This window comes from Mesorhizobium sp. M0136 (assembly GCF_040322515.1).
Taxonomy (GTDB): Bacteria; Pseudomonadota; Alphaproteobacteria; order Rhizobiales; family Rhizobiaceae; genus Mesorhizobium.
Genome location: NZ_JAMYTP010000004.1, coordinates 58593 through 75042, shown reverse-complemented (window position 1 = coordinate 75042; position 16450 = coordinate 58593). Strand labels below are relative to the sequence as shown.

At 61.4% G+C, this 16450-nt stretch carries 18 protein-coding genes; 2 read left to right on the top strand and 16 right to left on the bottom strand.

From position 1 onward, the window contains the following. Window positions 1-85: 85 nt before the first annotated feature. From NKJ35_RS05835 to NKJ35_RS05805, 7 genes are all read right to left on the bottom strand, one after another. Window positions 86-853 (bottom strand): DeoR/GlpR family DNA-binding transcription regulator, encoded by a 768-nt coding sequence (locus NKJ35_RS05835; RefSeq protein WP_352478957.1) that lies wholly within the window; start codon window positions 851-853, stop codon window positions 86-88. A gap of 110 nt (window positions 854-963) precedes the next feature. Further along, a complete protein-coding gene (locus NKJ35_RS05830) occupies window positions 964-2376 on the bottom strand; it encodes a pyridoxal phosphate-dependent decarboxylase family protein (RefSeq protein ID WP_254817353.1) in 1413 nt (470 codons plus the stop codon). 58 nt (window positions 2377-2434) lie between these two features. Beyond that, window positions 2435-3166, bottom strand: coding sequence for a proteasome-type protease (locus NKJ35_RS05825; RefSeq protein ID WP_254817354.1), 732 nt, complete (start codon window positions 3164-3166; stop codon window positions 2435-2437). A 31-nt stretch (window positions 3167-3197) separates the two neighbouring features. Continuing rightward, window positions 3198-3992, bottom strand: coding sequence for a transglutaminase family protein (locus NKJ35_RS05820; protein ID WP_254817355.1), 795 nt, complete (start codon window positions 3990-3992; stop codon window positions 3198-3200). A 61-nt stretch (window positions 3993-4053) separates the two neighbouring features. Beyond that, window positions 4054-4995, bottom strand: a complete 942-nt coding sequence (locus NKJ35_RS05815; protein ID WP_023674885.1) for an alpha-E domain-containing protein — start codon at window positions 4993-4995, stop codon at window positions 4054-4056. A 157-nt stretch (window positions 4996-5152) separates the two neighbouring features. Further along, the gene (locus NKJ35_RS05810; RefSeq protein WP_352478961.1) at window positions 5153-6565 is read right to left on the bottom strand and encodes a circularly permuted type 2 ATP-grasp protein; all 1413 of its coding nucleotides are present in this window, start codon (window positions 6563-6565) and stop codon (window positions 5153-5155) included. A 172-nt stretch (window positions 6566-6737) separates the two neighbouring features. Then, window positions 6738-6974 (bottom strand): Lrp/AsnC ligand binding domain-containing protein, encoded by a 237-nt coding sequence (locus NKJ35_RS05805; protein WP_023674883.1) that lies wholly within the window; start codon window positions 6972-6974, stop codon window positions 6738-6740. 235 nt (window positions 6975-7209) lie between these two features. Between NKJ35_RS05805 and NKJ35_RS05800 the strand changes: the two genes are divergently transcribed. Further along, window positions 7210-7629 carry a DUF4864 domain-containing protein gene (locus tag NKJ35_RS05800; RefSeq protein WP_352645603.1) on the top strand — a complete coding sequence of 140 codons (420 nt, stop codon included), beginning with the start codon at window positions 7210-7212 and terminating at the stop codon, window positions 7627-7629. 8 nt (window positions 7630-7637) lie between these two features. Here NKJ35_RS05800 and tgt read toward each other — a convergent pair whose 3' ends face one another. From tgt to coaD, 7 genes are all read right to left on the bottom strand, one after another. After that, on the bottom strand, window positions 7638-8768 hold the full coding sequence (tgt, locus tag NKJ35_RS05795; protein WP_352645601.1) for a tRNA guanosine(34) transglycosylase Tgt: 1131 nt from the start codon (window positions 8766-8768) through the stop codon (window positions 7638-7640). Window positions 8769-8776: 8 nt separating this feature from the next. Further along, the gene (locus NKJ35_RS05790) at window positions 8777-9046 is read right to left on the bottom strand and encodes a hypothetical protein (RefSeq protein WP_254817360.1); all 270 of its coding nucleotides are present in this window, start codon (window positions 9044-9046) and stop codon (window positions 8777-8779) included. Then, window positions 9036-10121, bottom strand: coding sequence for a tRNA preQ1(34) S-adenosylmethionine ribosyltransferase-isomerase QueA (gene queA / locus NKJ35_RS05785; protein ID WP_352645599.1), 1086 nt, complete (start codon window positions 10119-10121; stop codon window positions 9036-9038). The genes NKJ35_RS05790 and queA overlap by 11 nt, the downstream gene beginning before the upstream one ends. 12 nt (window positions 10122-10133) lie before the next feature. After that, on the bottom strand, window positions 10134-10532 hold the full coding sequence (locus tag NKJ35_RS05780; RefSeq protein WP_254817362.1) for a hypothetical protein: 399 nt from the start codon (window positions 10530-10532) through the stop codon (window positions 10134-10136). Beyond that, window positions 10529-11041, bottom strand: coding sequence for a peptidylprolyl isomerase (locus NKJ35_RS05775; RefSeq protein WP_254817363.1), 513 nt, complete (start codon window positions 11039-11041; stop codon window positions 10529-10531). Before NKJ35_RS05775 ends, NKJ35_RS05780 begins: the two co-directional genes overlap by 4 nt. Before the next feature lie 28 nt (window positions 11042-11069). After that, window positions 11070-11660, bottom strand: a complete 591-nt coding sequence (locus NKJ35_RS05770) for a peptidylprolyl isomerase (protein WP_352471695.1) — start codon at window positions 11658-11660, stop codon at window positions 11070-11072. Window positions 11661-11735: 75 nt separating this feature from the next. After that, window positions 11736-12236, bottom strand: a complete 501-nt coding sequence (gene coaD, locus NKJ35_RS05765) for a pantetheine-phosphate adenylyltransferase (RefSeq protein WP_352645596.1) — start codon at window positions 12234-12236, stop codon at window positions 11736-11738. Window positions 12237-12432: 196 nt separating this feature from the next. Between coaD and NKJ35_RS05760 the strand changes: the two genes are divergently transcribed. Then, window positions 12433-12585 carry a hypothetical protein gene (locus NKJ35_RS05760; protein WP_352478968.1) on the top strand — a complete coding sequence of 51 codons (153 nt, stop codon included), beginning with the start codon at window positions 12433-12435 and terminating at the stop codon, window positions 12583-12585. 53 nt (window positions 12586-12638) lie between these two features. On the opposite strand, the gene gyrA is transcribed toward NKJ35_RS05760, so the two are convergent. Together gyrA and NKJ35_RS05750 are read right to left on the bottom strand one after the other, a co-directional pair. After that, window positions 12639-15446: a DNA gyrase subunit A gene (gene gyrA, locus NKJ35_RS05755; RefSeq protein ID WP_352645594.1), complete on the bottom strand. Its 2808-nt coding sequence runs from the start codon at window positions 15444-15446 to the stop codon at window positions 12639-12641. Window positions 15447-15594: 148 nt separating this feature from the next. After that, the gene (locus NKJ35_RS05750) at window positions 15595-16422 is read right to left on the bottom strand and encodes a helix-turn-helix transcriptional regulator (protein WP_352645592.1); all 828 of its coding nucleotides are present in this window, start codon (window positions 16420-16422) and stop codon (window positions 15595-15597) included. Window positions 16423-16450: the final 28 nt, after the last annotated feature.

Here is a 16450-nt window from a genome sequence, read left to right as displayed (position 1 = left end):
CTTGCGAAACCGTACGGGGATTATTTCGAAATGATAACGAATGTCAAACGAAATATCATTGGCGACAGATGCCGCAACGGCATCTCTAGGAGAGCGACGTTTCGATCAGCTGAACTTCTGCCTCCTGGCAGATCCTACGCACCGATGGGATGTCGCAACGATCGGTGATAAAGGTGTTTACCTGCGACAGATGGCCGATGCGGACGGGCGCGGTGCGCTCGAATTTGGTCTGGTCCGACACGAGGATCACATGCCGCGCGTTGGCGATGATCGCCTGAGCGACCTTCACCTCGCGAAAATCAAAGTCGAGCAGTGCGCCGTCATGATCGATGGCCGAGGCGCCGATCACCGCAAAATCGACCTTGAACTGCCGGATGAAATCGACCGCTGCCTCGCCGACCACACCGCCGTCGGAACCGCGTACGACACCGCCGGCGATCACCACCTCGATCGAAGGATAAACGCGCATCCTATTGGCAACATTGATGTTATTGGTGATGACCATCAAGCCGCTGTGATCGAGCAGCGACTTGCTGACAGCTTCCGTCGTTGTCCCGATATTGATGAAAAGAGACGCGTTGTCGGGGATCAGCCGGGCTGCTGCGCGGCCGATCGCCTCCTTCTCCTCGGCGGCGATCTTGCGCCGAGCCTCATACTCCATGTTCTCGATGCCGGACGGGAACAATGCCCCGCCATGAATGCGAGACAAAAGCCGCTGGTCGCAGAGATCGTTGAGATCCTTGCGGATCGTCTGCGGCGTCACGTTGAAATGCGTCGCCAACTCCTCGACCAGTACGCGGCCATGGTCCTTGGCCATCTGGATGATTTCGGAATGACGCGGCGACAGATACATCTAGCAACCTCTCGTTTTCGTTTTACTTGTCTATAACGGAAAACGAAAGCCATGAACAGGAAGATCAGGTGACTGCAAGAAGAGCCCCGGCGCAACCTCGATGATGCCGGTCAACCCAGGCCACGCGCAATTTCAGTGATGACCTCGAAAGCAGTATCGACATCCGCCGCAGTCGTTTCGAATTGTCCGACCTGAAAGCGGATCGCCACCTTCCCGTCCACCCGGGTTTGCGTCAGATAGATGCGGCCGTCATCGTTGATCGCGCTGACCAACCGCAAATTGTGCTCGTCAGAGTCGGCGCCCGCAGCCGCGAGATGCCGGAACGAGAACAGCGACAGCATCGGCTCCGTGACGATCTCGAAATCCGGTTCCTTTGCCAGCCTTGCGGCGAGGCTCTCGCTCCAGGCGACATGGTTGCGGACCATGGTCCGCAGATTTTCCAAGCCATGTGCACGCAGCAGGAACCAAAGTTTCAGCGCGCGGAACCTCCGGCCAAGCGGCACCGACCATTCGGAGTAGTTGATGACCCCGTCGCGGCCATGCGTTTTCAGGAATTCGGGCTTGATCGCCAGCGTGCGCACGAGGTCTTCCGGCTGACGGATGAACTGCATCGAGCAATCGAACTGTGCGCCCAGCCATTTATGCGGGTTGAAGACAATGGAATCCGCATGTTCGGCGCCTGCCCAGAAATGCCGGAACTCGGGGCAGATCATGGCGGAGCCAGCCCATGCGGCATCGACATGCAGGTAGAGCCCGTGCCGCTTAGCCACCGCGGCAACAGCCGCCACATCGTCGGTGCCGCCGGTACTTGTGCCGCCGACACTGGCGATGATGCCCGCCGGCAGCATGCCGTTTTCGCGGTCGGTGACGATCGCGGCTTCCAGAGCCGCCGTCTGCATGGCGCGGAAGCGTCCGGCGACCGGAATGCGCACGAGGTTCGCCTCGCCGATGCCCGACACCCAGATCGCCCGGTCGATAGAAGTATGGACTTGGCCGGAAGAATAGACCCGCACGACCGGCTGGCCTTGCAAGCCGTTCTTGTTACCTTGCCAGTCGAGCGCGCGCTCGCGCATGGTCAGCACGGCGGCAAGCGTCGCCGACGAAGCCGAATCCTGCATGACGCCGGAAAATCCCTCCGGCAGACCAAGCGCCTGCCGCATCCAGTCGACGACACGCGTCTCGAGTTCGGTTGCCGCCGGCGAGGTCTGCCAAAGCATGCATTGCGCGGCCATGGCGGAAACCAGATACTCGGCCACGACCGAGGCCGGTGCCGCATTGGCCGGGAAATAGGCGAAGAAACGCGGATGCTGCCAATGCGTCATGCCCGGCAGAATCTTTTGCTCGAAATCGGCGAAGATTGCCTGCATCGTTTCGCCGTTTTCCGGCGGCGCGACATCGATGCTTTTGAAGATTTCGCCCGGCTCGACAAACGGCCGCACCGGTCTTTCGCGAAGGCTGTCTCTGTAGTCGGCGCCCCATTCGGCCGCTCGCAGCGACCATTCGCGGAATTCGTTGCTATTCATCTTCGCCTCCGTAGCGCCTCGTCGAGCCGCCATCAAAGAGCACGAAAAACGAAGGTTTTCATTCGGGAAAATCAGGCAAGCTGGCAAAGGCAGTCTTCAGCGCGTTCGACCAGCTATCCGAGATCGTGCGATAGTATTGATCATCCTGGGTTATTCGCTTTTTGAGGCCGACCTTGAAGGTGTCCTTTTCATAGAACAGCAGGTCGAGCGGCAGGCCGACCGACAGGTTCGACTTCAGCGTCGAGTCGAACGACACAAGCAGCAACTTCACCGTCTCGGCGAAACTCATCGTCCTTTCATAAGCGCGGATGATAATCGGCTTGCCGTATTTGGTCTCACCGATCTGGAAGAACGGCGTGTCGTCGGTGGATTCGATGAAATTGCCTTCCGGATAGATCATGAACAGGCGCGGCGCGCTGCCCTTGATCTGACCGCCGAGGATGAAGGAGGCGTTGAAATAGGAATCCGCCTTTTCGCCCGCCGGCGACGAACTGGCGATGACCTCCTTGACGGTGTCTCCGACCAGCCGCACTGTCTGGTACATGGAAGGCGTTTCGAGCAGCGTGGCACGGCGCTCCGCCACTGCCTTGGTGCGTTCGTCGAGCAGGCTGACCACGGCCTGGGTCGTCGCCAGATTGCCGGCCGACATCAAAACGATGACGCGCTCGCCCGGCTCTTCCCAGACATGCATCTTCCTGAAGGTCGAGATCGAATCCATGCCGGCGTTGGTGCGCGTGTCCGACATGAACACGAGCCCGCGATCGATCTTCAGGCCGACGCAATAGGTCATCGAATCTCTTTGGCAACAATCTTGGCGGAGATTACTGCTCCACGGTGACGGTGACGGCAAGCTGTTCTTCCGCCTGTCCCAGCCGAATTCCCGATACCGGTGTGGCGTCGCGATAATCGCGGCCAGTCGCCACCTTTACATAACGCTCGTCGGGAGAAATGCCGTTGGCGACGTCGAAGGCGACCCAGCCGAGGCCCGAGACATGCGCCTCGGCCCAGGCGTGGCTTGCCGCCTGCTCGATCGCTGCATTCATCATCAGATAGCCACTGACATAGCGCGCGGGAAAATCCATGGCGCGCGCCGCCGCAACGAAGATGTGGCTGTGGTCCTGGCAAACGCCGGTCTTGAGCGCCAGGGCCTCTTCGGCCGGCGTCGTCGCGTTGGTGGTGCCCGGCGTATAAGCGACGCGCTCGCCGATCATCGCCATCAACCGGTGCAGCCTTTCGATGTCGGTGCCCTTGCCGACCGAGGCAGCAAGCTCGCGAATGCCGCTGCCGATCGTCGTCAGCGGCGTTTCGTGGCCGAACAGCCAGAGCGGCACGAAACCCTGGTGCGGCCCGCAGACGCCGGCGGTGTCGCGCGTCACCACTTCGCCGGCTGCTTCGACGGTGATGAAGTCGCGCTCGCCCTCGACGCTCAACAGCCGGGTATCATTGCCGAAATGGTCGGTGAAGCGCACTTCCTCGCGTGCGCCTTCGATCTTCAGCGCCCAGGACAGTACCGTCTGGGTGCGCCCGTTCACCGGGAGCAGCCGCAAACGCTGCAACAAATAATGCACCGGCGCATCGTAGCGGTATTCGGTCCGGTGGGTGATCTTCAGCCGCATCGCACTCGTCCCTGGAGCATGAGCTTTTCCGAAAACCGGTCTCCGCTTTTTGGGGTCATGCTCAATAGAACCTGTAATCCTGCGCGATCTCGTCGCCGAGTCTGGTGTTGTCGCGGATGAAATTGGCCAGGAATTCATGCAGGCCAGCGTCGAAAATATCCTTGATCGAGCCGGCCGTAAGCATGGCCTGGGTCTTGGCAGCCGTCGCATGGCAGGCGTGGCGCTCACCATAGTCGTCACCCAGGAATTTGAGATGCTCCGTCAGGAAGCGGTAGCAAAAGGTCAGCGAGCGCGGCATGCGGACATTGAGGATCAGATAGTCGGCGATGTTGCTCGGCTTGTAATCGGCGTCATAGACCCAGCGGTAGGAGCGGTGCGCCGATACCGAGCGGAGGATCGATTCCCACTGGTAGTTGTCGAGCGTCGAGCCGACCCAGGAAATCGACGGTAACAGCACGTAGTACTTCACGTCCAGGATGCGGGCAGTGTTGTCGGCGCGTTCGACATAAGTGCCGAGCTGCGAAAAATCGAAAATCTCATTGCGCAGCATCGTGCCGTAGAACGAGCCGCGGATCAGCGCCGTCTCGCGTTTGATTGCGTCGAGCGCGTTGGGCAGGTCGCGCTCGTCGATCGGCTTGGCCAGCATCCGCTTCAGCGACATCCAGGCTTCGTTGATGCTTTCCCAGGTTTCACGCGTCAACGCGGTACGCACCATGCGAGCATTGTTACGGGCCGTTTCGATAGACGACATCGTGCTCGACGGGTTCGATGTGTCGCGCAGCAGATAGTCGGCGACATTGGCGGCGGTGTAGTCGGAATATTTCTGCGTGAAGCTGGCGTCCGAACCGGCGCTAAGCAGCACCGAATTCCACTCCTCCGAAGCGTTCTGAGTACGGGTTAGCGCCATGCGCAAGCCGGCGTCCACCAGCCGCGCCATGTTTTCCGCCCGCTCGATATAGCGGTTCATCCAATAGAGCCCGTTGGCGGTGCGACCGAGAAGCATGTCAGGCGGTCCTGTGGCGAATGGTGGATGGTGGACGGTGAATGGTGACTATCCAGACTTTAGGCCACGATGCCGCGTGCTTCACTTCAGGGCATTTCACCAACATCAACAACATATATCCTTATCTATTCACTATTCACTATTCACTACTTCCACTCTAATCATCCAACACCCACGTATCCTTTGTGCCCCCGCCTTGCGAGGAATTGACGACCAGCGAGCCTTCCTTGAGCGCTACTCGGGTCAGCCCGCCGGGCACGATCTGGATACGGTCGGAAACCAGCACATAGGGGCGCAGATCGACATGGCGCGGCGCCAGCCCCTTGTCCGTCAGGATCGGACAGGTCGACAGCGCCAGCGTCGGCTGAGCAATGTAGTTCGATGGTTTTGCCGCGAGCTTTTTCGAAAAATCCTCGCATTCCTTCTTGGTCGCCGCCGGACCGACCAGCATGCCGTAACCGCCGGACCCGTGGACCTCCTTGATGACCAGTTCATCAATGTGCTCGAGCACGTATTTCAGGCTGTCCGGCTCCGAGCAGCGCCAGGTCGGGATGTTGCCGAGCATCGCCTTGCGGCCGGTGTAGAATTCGACGATCTCGGGCATGTACGAATAGATCGCCTTATCGTCAGCGATGCCGGTTCCCGGCGCATTGGCGATCGTGATGTTGCCGGCGCGGTAGACGTCCATAATGCCCGGCACGCCAAGTGCCGAGTCGGGGCGGAAGGTCAGCGGATCGAGGAACGAGTCGTCGACACGCCGGTATAGCACGTCGATCTGCTTGTAGCCCTCGGTCGTGCGCATCGCGACATGGCCATCGACGACGCGCAGATCCTGCCCTTCGACGAGCTGCACGCCCATCTGGTCGGCAAGGAAAGCATGTTCGAAATAAGCTGAGTTGAAGCTGCCCGGCGTCAGCACGGCAATCGTCGGCGTGCCCTTGGTGCTTTGCGGCCGTACCGCCGCCAGCGACTGGCGCAGGAGCTGCGGGTAATTCTCCACCGGCCGCACCTTGATCTGCTGGAACAACTCGGGAAACAGCTGCATCATCGTCTCGCGGTTCTCCAGCATGTAGGAGACGCCGGACGGCGTGCGCGCATTGTCCTCCAGTACGTAGAACTCGTTCTCGCTAATGCGTACGATGTCGACGCCGATGATGTGGGTATAGACGCCGGCCGGCGGCCGCACCCCGATCATCTCGGGCAGGAACGCCTCGTTCCTGGCGATCAACTCCTTCGGCACCCGGCCGGCGCGCAAGATCTCCTGGCGATGGTAGATGTCGTCGAGAAAGGCGTTCAGCGCCTGGACGCGCTGCTCGATGCCTTGCGTCAGCCGTCGCCATTCATTGCCCGAAATGATGCGCGGAACGATGTCGAAGGGTATCAGCCGCTCCGATGCTTCCTGCTCGCCGTAGACGGCGAAAGTGATGCCTGTCTTGCGAAAGACGCGTTCGGCGTCCTGCATCTTCTCGGTAAGTCTGGCCGGGTCCTGTTCCTTCAGCCAGCGATCGTAAGCCGAATACGGTTTTCTCAGCCCGGAAACTTCCGGAAGCATTTCGTCGAACGCTGCCAATCGCATACTCCCCTGTGACGCCATTTCACTGGCCTCGCTGGAGAAAATCAAGCGCAATCGGCGATTTGGCGGGCGCCGGCGATCAGTATATCGCGGTTGCCTAAAATTAAGGCAGCACCAATAGGGCCTTGATCAGGCTTTGCCTGGTGTCCGGGCAAATGTCGGATGGAGATCAAAACGCGCGAAAGGTGACGACCGTAAACGTATCCTTGATGCCCGGGAGAATCTGCACTTTCTCGTTGACGAAGTGGCCGATGTCTTCCTCATCGTCGACATAGAATTTGGCGAGCAGGTCGTAGTTGCCGGCTGTCGAGTAGATTTCCGAAGCAATCTCGGCATCGGCCAGGGCGCTGGCAACGTCGTAGGCCTTGCCCAGATCGCACTTTATCTGCACGAAAAATGCCTTCATTGCCTGGTCCTGTCCAACATCGCACGCTCTAATCGAGCGGCCCTTGTGGCAGACTGCCGCCCGGCTTTCAAGCATCGCCAATCGCTCAGGCTGTCTCGCCTCGACAATGCTTTTTCGGCTCGGACACGGACTGCCACGCCGAATGTTACGCTCGGCTGAAACCCTGAAGCATGGCAAAGCGTATGGTATCATGTACCTTCAGGCAGCGATTTCTCGGGGACAACGGAGACAGGCCATGCGCCGCGCGTTTTTCGCATTCGCAGTCGTTCCATTCATTTTCGCATCCCAGGCCTTTGCTGGCGACGCCGAAGTCAAAGCGGCGCAGACGGTCATCGATGGTCAGTTGAGGGCCTTCATCGCCAATGACGGAATGACGGCCTACAGCTTTGCCGCACCGAATGTGAAGCGCCTCTTTCCGACCGTCGATACCTTCATGAACATGGTGACCAACGGCTATCCGCCGGTGCGCCAGCCGCAGACCTACTCCTTCGGCAAGGTTCGCGAGACGAGCCCGACCTCGATCATCCAGCAAGTGATGATCGTCGGCCCGGATGGCAAGGACTACGAGGCGGTCTACACGCTCGAACTACAGCCTGACGGCAGCTTTCGGATCACCGGCTGCAGCCTGCGCGCGTCCACGTCGCTCAGCACTTGAGCCTTCGATCACCTCACTGGGAGATCGCCCCGCCTCCAGCTTTCGGAAATCTCAGCTGAGCGTGCTTCCAACCTGCCAGCCTCGATCGCTTCACGAATGTCGCGCATCAGCTGCTGGTAATAGGACAGATTGTTCCAGGTCAGGAGCATCGCCCCAAGCGCCTCTTGCGAGCGCACCAGATGGTGCAGATAGGCGCGCGAATAGTCGCGTGCGGCCGGGCAGTCGCTTTCCTCATCGAGCGGACGCGGATCGTCGGCATGGCGGGCGTTGCGCAGATTGACCTTGCCGCGCCGCGTGTAGGCAAGGCCGTGGCGCCCTGCCCGCGTCGGCATCACGCAATCGAACATGTCGATGCCGCGCGCTACCGACTTCAAGATGTCGTCCGGCGTACCGACACCCATCAGGTAGCGCGGCCGCTCAACCGGCAGCTCCGGGCAAGTGATGTCGAGCATCTCCAGCATCACCGCTTGCGGCTCGCCCACAGCCAGCCCGCCGATCGCGTAGCCCTTCAGCTCCATTGCCTTCAGTGCCTGCGCCGAGCGCAGCCGCAGATCCGGCACGTCGCCGCCTTGCACAATGCCGAACATCGCCTTGCCGGGCTGCTCGCCGAATGCCGTCTTGCAGCGCTCGGCCCAGCGCAACGACAACTCCATGGCACGCTCGATCTCGTTCTGCTTGGCCGGCAGAGCCGTGCATTCGTCGAGCTGCATCTGGATGTCAGAATCGAGCAGCCCCTGGATCTCAATCGAACGCTCCGGCGACATCTCGAAGGCGCCGCCGTCGATATGCGAACGGAAGGTCACGCCGTTCTCGGTCAGTTTCCTCAGCTTCGATAGCGACATCACCTGGAAGCCGCCGCTGTCGGTCAGGATCGGATGCGGCCAGCGGGCGAACTCATGCAGGCCGCCGAGCCGCGCCACGCGCTCGGCGCCGGGTCTCAGCATCAGGTGGTAGGTATTACCAAGGATGATGTCCGAGCCGACGCCGCGCACCTGATCCATATACATGGCCTTCACCGTGCCGCCGGTACCGACCGGCATGAAGGCAGGCGTGCGGATTTCCCCGCGCGGCATGGTGATTGCACCACGCCGCGCCCTGCCGTCGGTCGCCAGCACCTTGAAGGTGAATTCGTCAGTCATTGAATTCCCTAGCCATCGAACTCCTTGTCGAATACCGGCGCGTCCGGAGCTTGCTTATCGAGCGATTGACGGTAGCGGATGCAGCCGCGCATGAATTTCGGCCACGGCGGCACGGCAATCGCCGGCTCGGTCTTTTCGGGCAAAAGCGACCACAGGTCGGGATGATGCCAGCACAGATCATGGCCGGTGGCGTCGCGGTGTTGGCGGATGCCGGCGCGTAATTTCCTGACCTCGCCGATCAATGCTTCGCGGTCGAAGGTTTCCAGGTCATCGTCCATTACCATCCTCCCTGAACAGAAGACTTGCGTCTCCATAGGAATAAAACCTGTAGCGATTCTCGATGGCATGCGCATAGGCCGCCCGCATCGTCTGCAAACCGCAGAAGGCCGAAACCAGCATGAACAGCGTCGAACGCGGCAGATGGAAATTGGTCATCAGCATGTCGGCGGTCTTGAAGCGATAGCCGGGGGTGATGAAGATGTCGGTCGGGCCTGACCATGCGGCCAGCCTGCCCTCCTCGCCAGCCGCGCTCTCCAACAAACGCAGCGATGTCGTGCCGACGGCGATAATGCGCCCTCCTTTTGCTTTTGCCGCATTCAGCGCCTCGGCGGTTTCCGGGCTGACCGAACCGGTTTCGGCGTGCATCTTGTGGTCGGCGGTGTCGTCCGCCTTCACCGGCAGGAACGTACCGGCGCCGACATGCAGCGTGACGAAACGGCGCTCTATGCCCTTGGCGTCGAGCGTCGCAAACAGCTCCGGCGTGAAATGCAGCCCTGCCGTCGGCGCGGCGACCGCGCCCTCCTCCCTGGCATAAATGGTCTGGTAGTCGCTGCGGTCGCGTTCGTCGTCGTCACGCTTGGAGGCGATGTAGGGCGGCAGCGGGATGTGGCCGACAGCGTGCAGTGCCTCGTCGAGGAACGGACCTGACAGGTCGAAGCCGAGCAGCACCTCGCCGCCTTCCCCCTTCTCGATCACGGTTGCATCGAGTTGGCCGAGAAAGCAGGAATTGGCATCATGACCGAAATGGATGCGGTCACCGGCTGCGATGCGCTTGCCCGGACGCATGAAGGCGAGCCAGCGGTCGGGCGCCGTCCGCATATGCAGCGTGGCTTCGACCTGCGCTGCTGCTTCGCCGCGCCGCCTGATGCCCTTCAATTGTGCCGGAATGACCTTGGTGTCGTTGAAGACCAGCACATCACCAGCCTTGAGCAGGGCCGGCAGGTCGCGCACCGTCCGGTCTTCGAGCCCCTCACCCGGCCTGACCACCAGCATCCTGGCGCTGTCGCGCGGCTCGGCTGGGCGAAGCGCGATGCGTTCTTCCGGCAGATCGAAGTCGAAAAGGTCGACGCGCAAGAAAACCCCGCCTCAAGGTTCCGGGCAGGTCACCGCCCAGGCACCGACGCCGTCAATGCTCAACGTGCCGCCCATTGCGAAACTGGACTGCTCGCTGGCCTTGACCAGCCGCAATTTGGCGACGATCGAGCTGAGGCCCTCATCAGTGAGATCGATCAGCATGCGCTCGTCGTCTTCGAATGCCTGTCCAACGATGACTTTCGTTGAGCCTGGCTGGCCGTCCGTGGTCCATGTCTTGCCGCCGGCATCCAGCCACACCCGCGCCACCGCAATGACGGCCGTGTGTCCCATCAAAACGTCAATCGATGCCGCGCCGCCGTCGGCGCTGCAAACGATCGATTCCGTCGCCAGCGCCGGAGTGGCCGCCGCGACGAGCACAAGTGCGATGGCCGCGACAGCCCGGCTGGTCATTTCACGTCGGCCGCAACCTTGAGCGATACGATCTTGTCGGGGTCCTGCACCGGTTCGCCGCGCTTGATCTTGTCGACATTGTCCATGCCTTCGATGACCTGGCCCCATACAGTGTACTGGCGGTTGAGGAAGGCGGCGTCGTCGAAGCAGATGAAGAACTGCGAATTGGCCGAGTTCGGGTTTTGCGAGCGCGCCATCGAACAGGTGCCGCGGCCATGGTTGGCGTTGGAGAACTCGGCCTTCAGATCGGGCTTGTCGGAACCGCCAGTGCCGGCGCGCGACGGCGCGAAAGACGGCTTGTTGGAATTGCCGAACTTCACGTCGCCGGTCTGCGCCATGAAGCCGTCGATGACGCGGTGGAAGACCACGCCGTCATAGGCGCCTTCGCGTGCCAACTCCTTGATACGGCCGACATGGCCGGGCGCCAGATCTGGAAACAATTCGATGACGACCTTGCCCTTGGTCGTGTCCATGATGAGCGCGTTCTCGCGGTCCTTGATTTCGGCCATGTCAGAAATATCCTTTTGAAACTTGGGTTTACTTGCCGTCGGCGGCGATGCGCACCTTGATCATGCGATCGGGATCGGTCACCGTCCCGTTCTGCGCCTCGTCGCCTTTCTTGATGTGGTCCACCAGCTCCATGCCGCTGACGACATTGCCAACGATGGTGTACTGGCCATCGAGCGGCGGTGCCGGCGCGAACATGATGAAGAATTGCGAATTGGCGGAATTCGGATCGTCGGAGCGGGCCATGCCGACCACGCCGCGCTGGTAGTGCTCGGTACTGGAGAATTCGGCCGGCAGGTCAGGAAGATCGGAGCCGCCGGTGCCGACAGCGTCGGCATTGAAGCCGCTCTTCATGTTGCCGAACTTGACGTCGCCGGTCTGCGCCATGAAGCCGTCGATGACGCGGTGAAAGGCGACGTTGTCGTAGGCGCCCTGGCGCACCAGCTTTTTGATCTGCGCGACGTGTTTCGGCGCAAGGTCGGGCCTCAGCGCGATGGTCACGTCGCCGTCCTTCAGCGTTACGATCATGGTGTTTTCCGGATCGGCGGCAAAGGCCGACACGGATGCGGTCACAAGACCGGCAAGCACGGCAAGCAAGAAGGCAAGCTTTTTCAGCTGCATGGGATCTTTCTCCGAATATCTTCGTTCATGCATGTCGTTACCCAAAGCCGGGTTCCACTTTTGGGTGACATGCATTTACTTCGCGAATTTGGCGGTGAGCGCGCCGGCCACGGCTGCCGGCACAAAGGGGCGGATGTCGCCTCCCATCGAAGCTATCTGGCGCACAAGTGTGGCGGTAATGGTGCGCACCGAGGGGCTGGCGGGCAGGAACACCGTCTGCAGCTCCGGCGCCATGGTCTCGTTCATGCCGGCCATCTGCATCTCATAGTCAAGATCGGTGCCGTCGCGCAGGCCGCGGATCATGATCGAGGCGCCATGCTTCCTGGCCGCATCGATGACCAGCCCGTCGAAGGCGACCACTTTGATACGCGCACCGTCGCTGCCGAATTCCGCCTTCACGGCCGTTTCGATCAGGCCAACCCGTTCCTCGAAGGAAAACAACGGCTTCTTGCCGGGATGGGTGCCGATCGCCGCATAGATTGTATCCGCCACGGCCAGCGATGCCTTCAGCACGTCGAGATGGCCGTTGGTCAGCGGGTCGAAAGAGCCGGCATAAAGGGCGATGCGTTCGGTCATGGCAGGTGCTTCTAGCGAGCCTCTCCCCTAAAGGCAAATCCGATCGACAGGCCCGCCCCATGAACCTTTTGGCCGACGTGAACGACAGATGAATGTGCCGCTCACAACGGCTTCACGCAGTGTTCACTAAGTTGCAGCTGCAAAAGATGAAACCAAACACCCACCTGATCGTTGTTAGGCGCAGGAGAACACGCACATGCTGATCTACATGCTTGCCACCGCAATGACCGTCGCCATGCTGATCGCTACCGTATTCGGGTTACATCAGGAAGCACAGCGCGTCCGCGCCAAGGCCAATACCAAGCAGTTCGAAGGCTTCGGCATCCGTAGGCCTTATCGGCATTTCTAGAGTGTTTGTTGACAACGCCGGACCGACCTATCGGGTGGCGGCGTCGTGGCAACTCACGCGACGTTGTTGTTGTCAGGCTCCCCACCTTCGGTAGCAGCGCCGCTTTCAGCCTCGACACTCTCTTCGATCTCTTCGTCCGCCTGCGGCTCCGAAATCCGCTCCACCGAAACGACCTTCTCGCCCTCTGCGGTATTAAAGATCGTAACGCCCTTGGTGGCGCGGCTGGCGAAACGAATGCCGTTGACCGGGACGCGAATGACGGTTCCGCCATCCGAAACCAGCATGATCTGATCATCATTGCCGACCGGGAAGGTCGCCACCAGACGGCCGATTTCGGCCGTTTTCGAAACGTCGGTGGCGCGGATACCCTTGCCGCCGCGACCGGTCAGGCGGAAATCGTACGACGACGAACGCTTGCCGTAGCCATATTCCGTCACCGTCAGCACGAACTGCTCGTGTGCCTTGAGGAATTCGTAGCGCTCGTCGGAAAGCTCCGCCTCTTCGCCGACCTCTTCGTTGGTAAGCTGGATTTCTTCCTCCTCACCGGCGGCGATGTCGGCGGCGAGCCGGCGTTCAGCCACCACCCGCTTAAGGTAGGCGGCACGCTCCGCCGGCGGCGCATCGACGTGCTCGATCACCGCCATCGAGATCACCCGGTCGCCATCAGCCATCGCAATGCCGCGCACGCCGACCGAATTGCGACTCTGGAAGACGCGTACGTGGCTGACCGGAAAGCGGATGCACTGGCCGGAACTTGCCGTCAAAAGCACGTCGTCATTGTCGGTGCAGGTCTCGACGCCGAGGATCTCATCGCCTTCCTCGTCCAGCTTCATGGCGATCTTGCCGTTGCGGTTGACCTGGACGAAGTCCGACAGCTTGTTGCGACGCACGGTGCCGCGCGTGGTGGCAAACATGACGTCGAGCTCGCCCCAACTCGTCTCATCCTCCGGCAGCGGCATGATCGTGGTGATGCGCTCGCCCTGTTCGAGCGGCAGCATATTGATCAACGCCTTGCCGCGCGATTGCGGGTTGCCGATCGGCAGGCGCCAGACCTTTTCCTTGTAGACGATGCCACGCGAGGAGAAGAACAGCACCGGCGTGTGCGTGTTGGCGACGAACAGCCGGGTGACGAAATCCTCTTCCTTGGTCGACATGCCGGAGCGGCCCTTGCCGCCGCGGCGCTGCGCCCGGTAGAGCGACAGCGGCACGCGCTTGATGTAGCCGGAATGGCTGACCGTGACGACCATGTCCTCTCGCTGGATCAGGTCCTCGTCTTCCATGTCCGCCCCGCCCTCGGCGAGCTCGGTGCGGCGCGGCGTGCCGAACTCGTCGCGTACGGCGATGAGCTCGTCCTTGACGATCTGCTGGACGCGGGCGCGGGACGACAGGATGTCCAGGTAGTCCTTGATCTCGTCGCCGATCGTGTTCAGCTCGTCGGCGATCTCGTCGCGGCCGAGCGCGGTCAGGCGCTGCAGGCGCAGTTCGAGGATGGCGCGCGCCTGCTCCTCGGAGAGATTGTAGGTACCGTCCTCGTTGATGCGATGGCGCGGGTCGTCGATCAGAAGAATCAGCGATTCCACGTCGCCCGAAGGCCAGCGTCGCTCCATCAACTGCTCGCGCGCCGTCTGCGGGTCCGGAGCGCTGCGGATCAGCTTGATGACTTCATCGATATTGGCAACAGCGATGGCAAGGCCGACCAGCACATGGGCGCGGTCGCGCGCCTTGCGCAGCAGGAATTTCGTGCGTCGGCTGATCACCTCCTCGCGGAAGGCGACGAACGCCTTCAGCATGTCGGTCAGCGTCAGCAATTCCGGCTTGCCGCCGTTCAGCGCCACCATATTGGCACCGAAGGACGTCTGCAGCGGAGTGAAGCGGTAAAGCTGGTTGAGGATGACGTCGGCGACGGCGTCGCGCTTCAGTTCGATGACGACGCGGTAACCCTGGCGGTCGCTCTCGTCGCGAATGTCGGAAATGCCCTCGATGCGCTTCTCGCGCACCAGGTCGGCCATCTTCTCGATCATCGATGCTTTGTTCACCTGATAGGGAACCTCGGTGATGACGATCGATTCACGGTCGTTGCCGCGCGCCTCGACGTTGACGCGGCCGCGCATGACGATGGAGCCGCGGCCGGTCGAATAGGCGCTGTAGATGCCGGAACGGCCAAGCACGATGCCGCCGGTCGGGAAATCCGGCCCCGGAATGATCTCCATCAGCGCCGGAAGATCGATCGCTGGATTGTCGATGAGGGCAATGGCGCCGTTGCAGACCTCGCCCAGATTGTGCGGCGGGATGTTAGTGGCCATGCCGACGGCGATGCCGCCGGAGCCGTTGACCAACAGGTTCGGAAAGCGCGCCGGCAGGACTTTCGGTTCGCTGCCCGACGCATCGTAAGTGTCCTGGAAATCGACGGTGTCCTTGTCGATGTCTTCCAGCAACTCATGCGCGACCTTGGTCAGCCGCGATTCCGTGTAGCGCATCGCCGCCGGCGGATCGCCGTCGATCGAGCCGAAATTGCCCTGCCCGTCAATCAGCGGCACGCGCAGCGACCAGTCCTGCGCCATGCGCACCAAAGCGTCGTAGATAGAGGCGTCGCCGTGCGGATGGTATTTACCCATCACGTCGGCGACCGGGCGGGCCGATTTCACATATTTACGGTTCCAGTGATAGCCGCTCTCATAGGCGGCGTAGAGGATGCGGCGATGCACCGGCTTGAGGCCGTCGCGCACGTCCGGCAGCGCGCGACTGACGATCACGCTCATGGCGTAATCGAGATAGGAGCGCTGCATCTCCTCGATGATGGAAATCGGCTCGATGCCGGTGGGGCCGCCGTCGGCGCCGCGCGGTGTCTTCTGGTCGGTCAAATCGGATCACAATCTAATCAGGAATCACTTGGTGCTTATATAGGAAGCCGGCCCGAAACTCCAACAATCGCGGCAGTTTTCCAATGTGGTTTTTAGCGGCAAATTCAAAAGGATACACCAATTGCGACGATATGGCCGTGGCACCCTTTCACCGGCGTCGCCGGCGGGCGCGATAAGTACCCGGCGCCTCGCCCATCAGCCGCCGGAAACGGCGGTTGAAGGTTGATAGATCGTTGAATCCCGCCGCAAAGGCGATCGCCGAAATTGTGTTATCTGACGTCCGCAGCCGCACGGCTGCCCTGTGCAGCCGCGTTCTCAGCAGGAATTGGTAGGGTGTCATACCGGCAACGTGCCGGAAGGTGCGCAGGAAATGGTAAGGGCTGGTGGCGGTCTCGTCGGCGAGTTCGGCAAGCGAGATCGGCCGGTCGGCATCGACTTCAATGCGCCGCACCGCTTCGGCAACACGCTTCTGGTCACGGCGGCTCGGCGTCCGTCCCCGATCCGTTGCGCTGCAAGCCGCTGTTACCGCGGCACCGGCAATGCGCAGGGCGAGTTCCTCGAACGCGCCGGTGTCGGCCATCTCGCGCGCCGCCTCCGCTTCGGCGAGCAGCGGCACCAGCGCCGGCAAGGGCGGCAGGCGCGGCGTGCTGAAATCGAACGTCTTGGCGCCCGGCACGTCGGCGACGATCCGCTCCATACAGGCCGGTCCGAAATGGAAGGAGAGGCAGCGGTCGCCGGCGCCATGCTCGTGCCCGCACTCGTAGCAGGTGCCGGGATTGCCGAGCAGGAGCGCGCCCGGCGCCAGCATCGCCGTGCCCTGGCGGGCACGATAGCGGAAGGTGCCGCTGGTTACGGCAGCAACGCAGAAATCCCGATGCTCCTCCTCGAATGGCCTGTCGGCGGCGCTGGCGGTGCAGATGACATCCGACACCTGCCAGCCTCGGCCCGACGCCAGCCTATGCGCGCTCGTCGTCATCGCCCAAACATAGCAATTTTTCCCAAGC

Excerpts from the sequence above, each read along its gene's own strand:
- NKJ35_RS05835 (WP_352478957.1), bottom strand. The coding sequence starts at position 853 with ATGTATCTGTCGCCGCGTCATTCCGAAATCATCCAGATGGCCAAGGAC.
- NKJ35_RS05830 (WP_254817353.1), bottom strand. The coding sequence starts at position 2,376 with ATGAATAGCAACGAATTCCGCGAATGGTCGCTGCGAGCGGCCGAATGG.
- NKJ35_RS05825 (WP_254817354.1), bottom strand. The coding sequence starts at position 3,166 with ATGACCTATTGCGTCGGCCTGAAGATCGATCGCGGGCTCGTGTTCATG.
- NKJ35_RS05820 (WP_254817355.1), bottom strand. The coding sequence starts at position 3,992 with ATGCGGCTGAAGATCACCCACCGGACCGAATACCGCTACGATGCGCCG.
- NKJ35_RS05815 (WP_023674885.1), bottom strand. The coding sequence starts at position 4,995 with ATGCTTCTCGGTCGCACCGCCAACGGGCTCTATTGGATGAACCGCTAT.
- NKJ35_RS05805 (WP_023674883.1), bottom strand. The coding sequence starts at position 6,974 with ATGAAGGCATTTTTCGTGCAGATAAAGTGCGATCTGGGCAAGGCCTAC.
- NKJ35_RS05800 (WP_352645603.1), top strand. The coding sequence starts at position 7,210 with ATGCGCCGCGCGTTTTTCGCATTCGCAGTCGTTCCATTCATTTTCGCA.
- tgt (WP_352645601.1), bottom strand. The coding sequence starts at position 8,768 with ATGACTGACGAATTCACCTTCAAGGTGCTGGCGACCGACGGCAGGGCG.
- NKJ35_RS05790 (WP_254817360.1), bottom strand. The coding sequence starts at position 9,046 with ATGGACGATGACCTGGAAACCTTCGACCGCGAAGCATTGATCGGCGAG.
- NKJ35_RS05780 (WP_254817362.1), bottom strand. The coding sequence starts at position 10,532 with ATGACCAGCCGGGCTGTCGCGGCCATCGCACTTGTGCTCGTCGCGGCG.
- NKJ35_RS05775 (WP_254817363.1), bottom strand. The coding sequence starts at position 11,041 with ATGGCCGAAATCAAGGACCGCGAGAACGCGCTCATCATGGACACGACC.
- NKJ35_RS05770 (WP_352471695.1), bottom strand. The coding sequence starts at position 11,660 with ATGCAGCTGAAAAAGCTTGCCTTCTTGCTTGCCGTGCTTGCCGGTCTT.
- coaD (WP_352645596.1), bottom strand. The coding sequence starts at position 12,236 with ATGACCGAACGCATCGCCCTTTATGCCGGCTCTTTCGACCCGCTGACC.
- NKJ35_RS05760 (WP_352478968.1), top strand. The coding sequence starts at position 12,433 with ATGCTGATCTACATGCTTGCCACCGCAATGACCGTCGCCATGCTGATC.
- NKJ35_RS05750 (WP_352645592.1), bottom strand. The coding sequence starts at position 16,422 with ATGACGACGAGCGCGCATAGGCTGGCGTCGGGCCGAGGCTGGCAGGTG.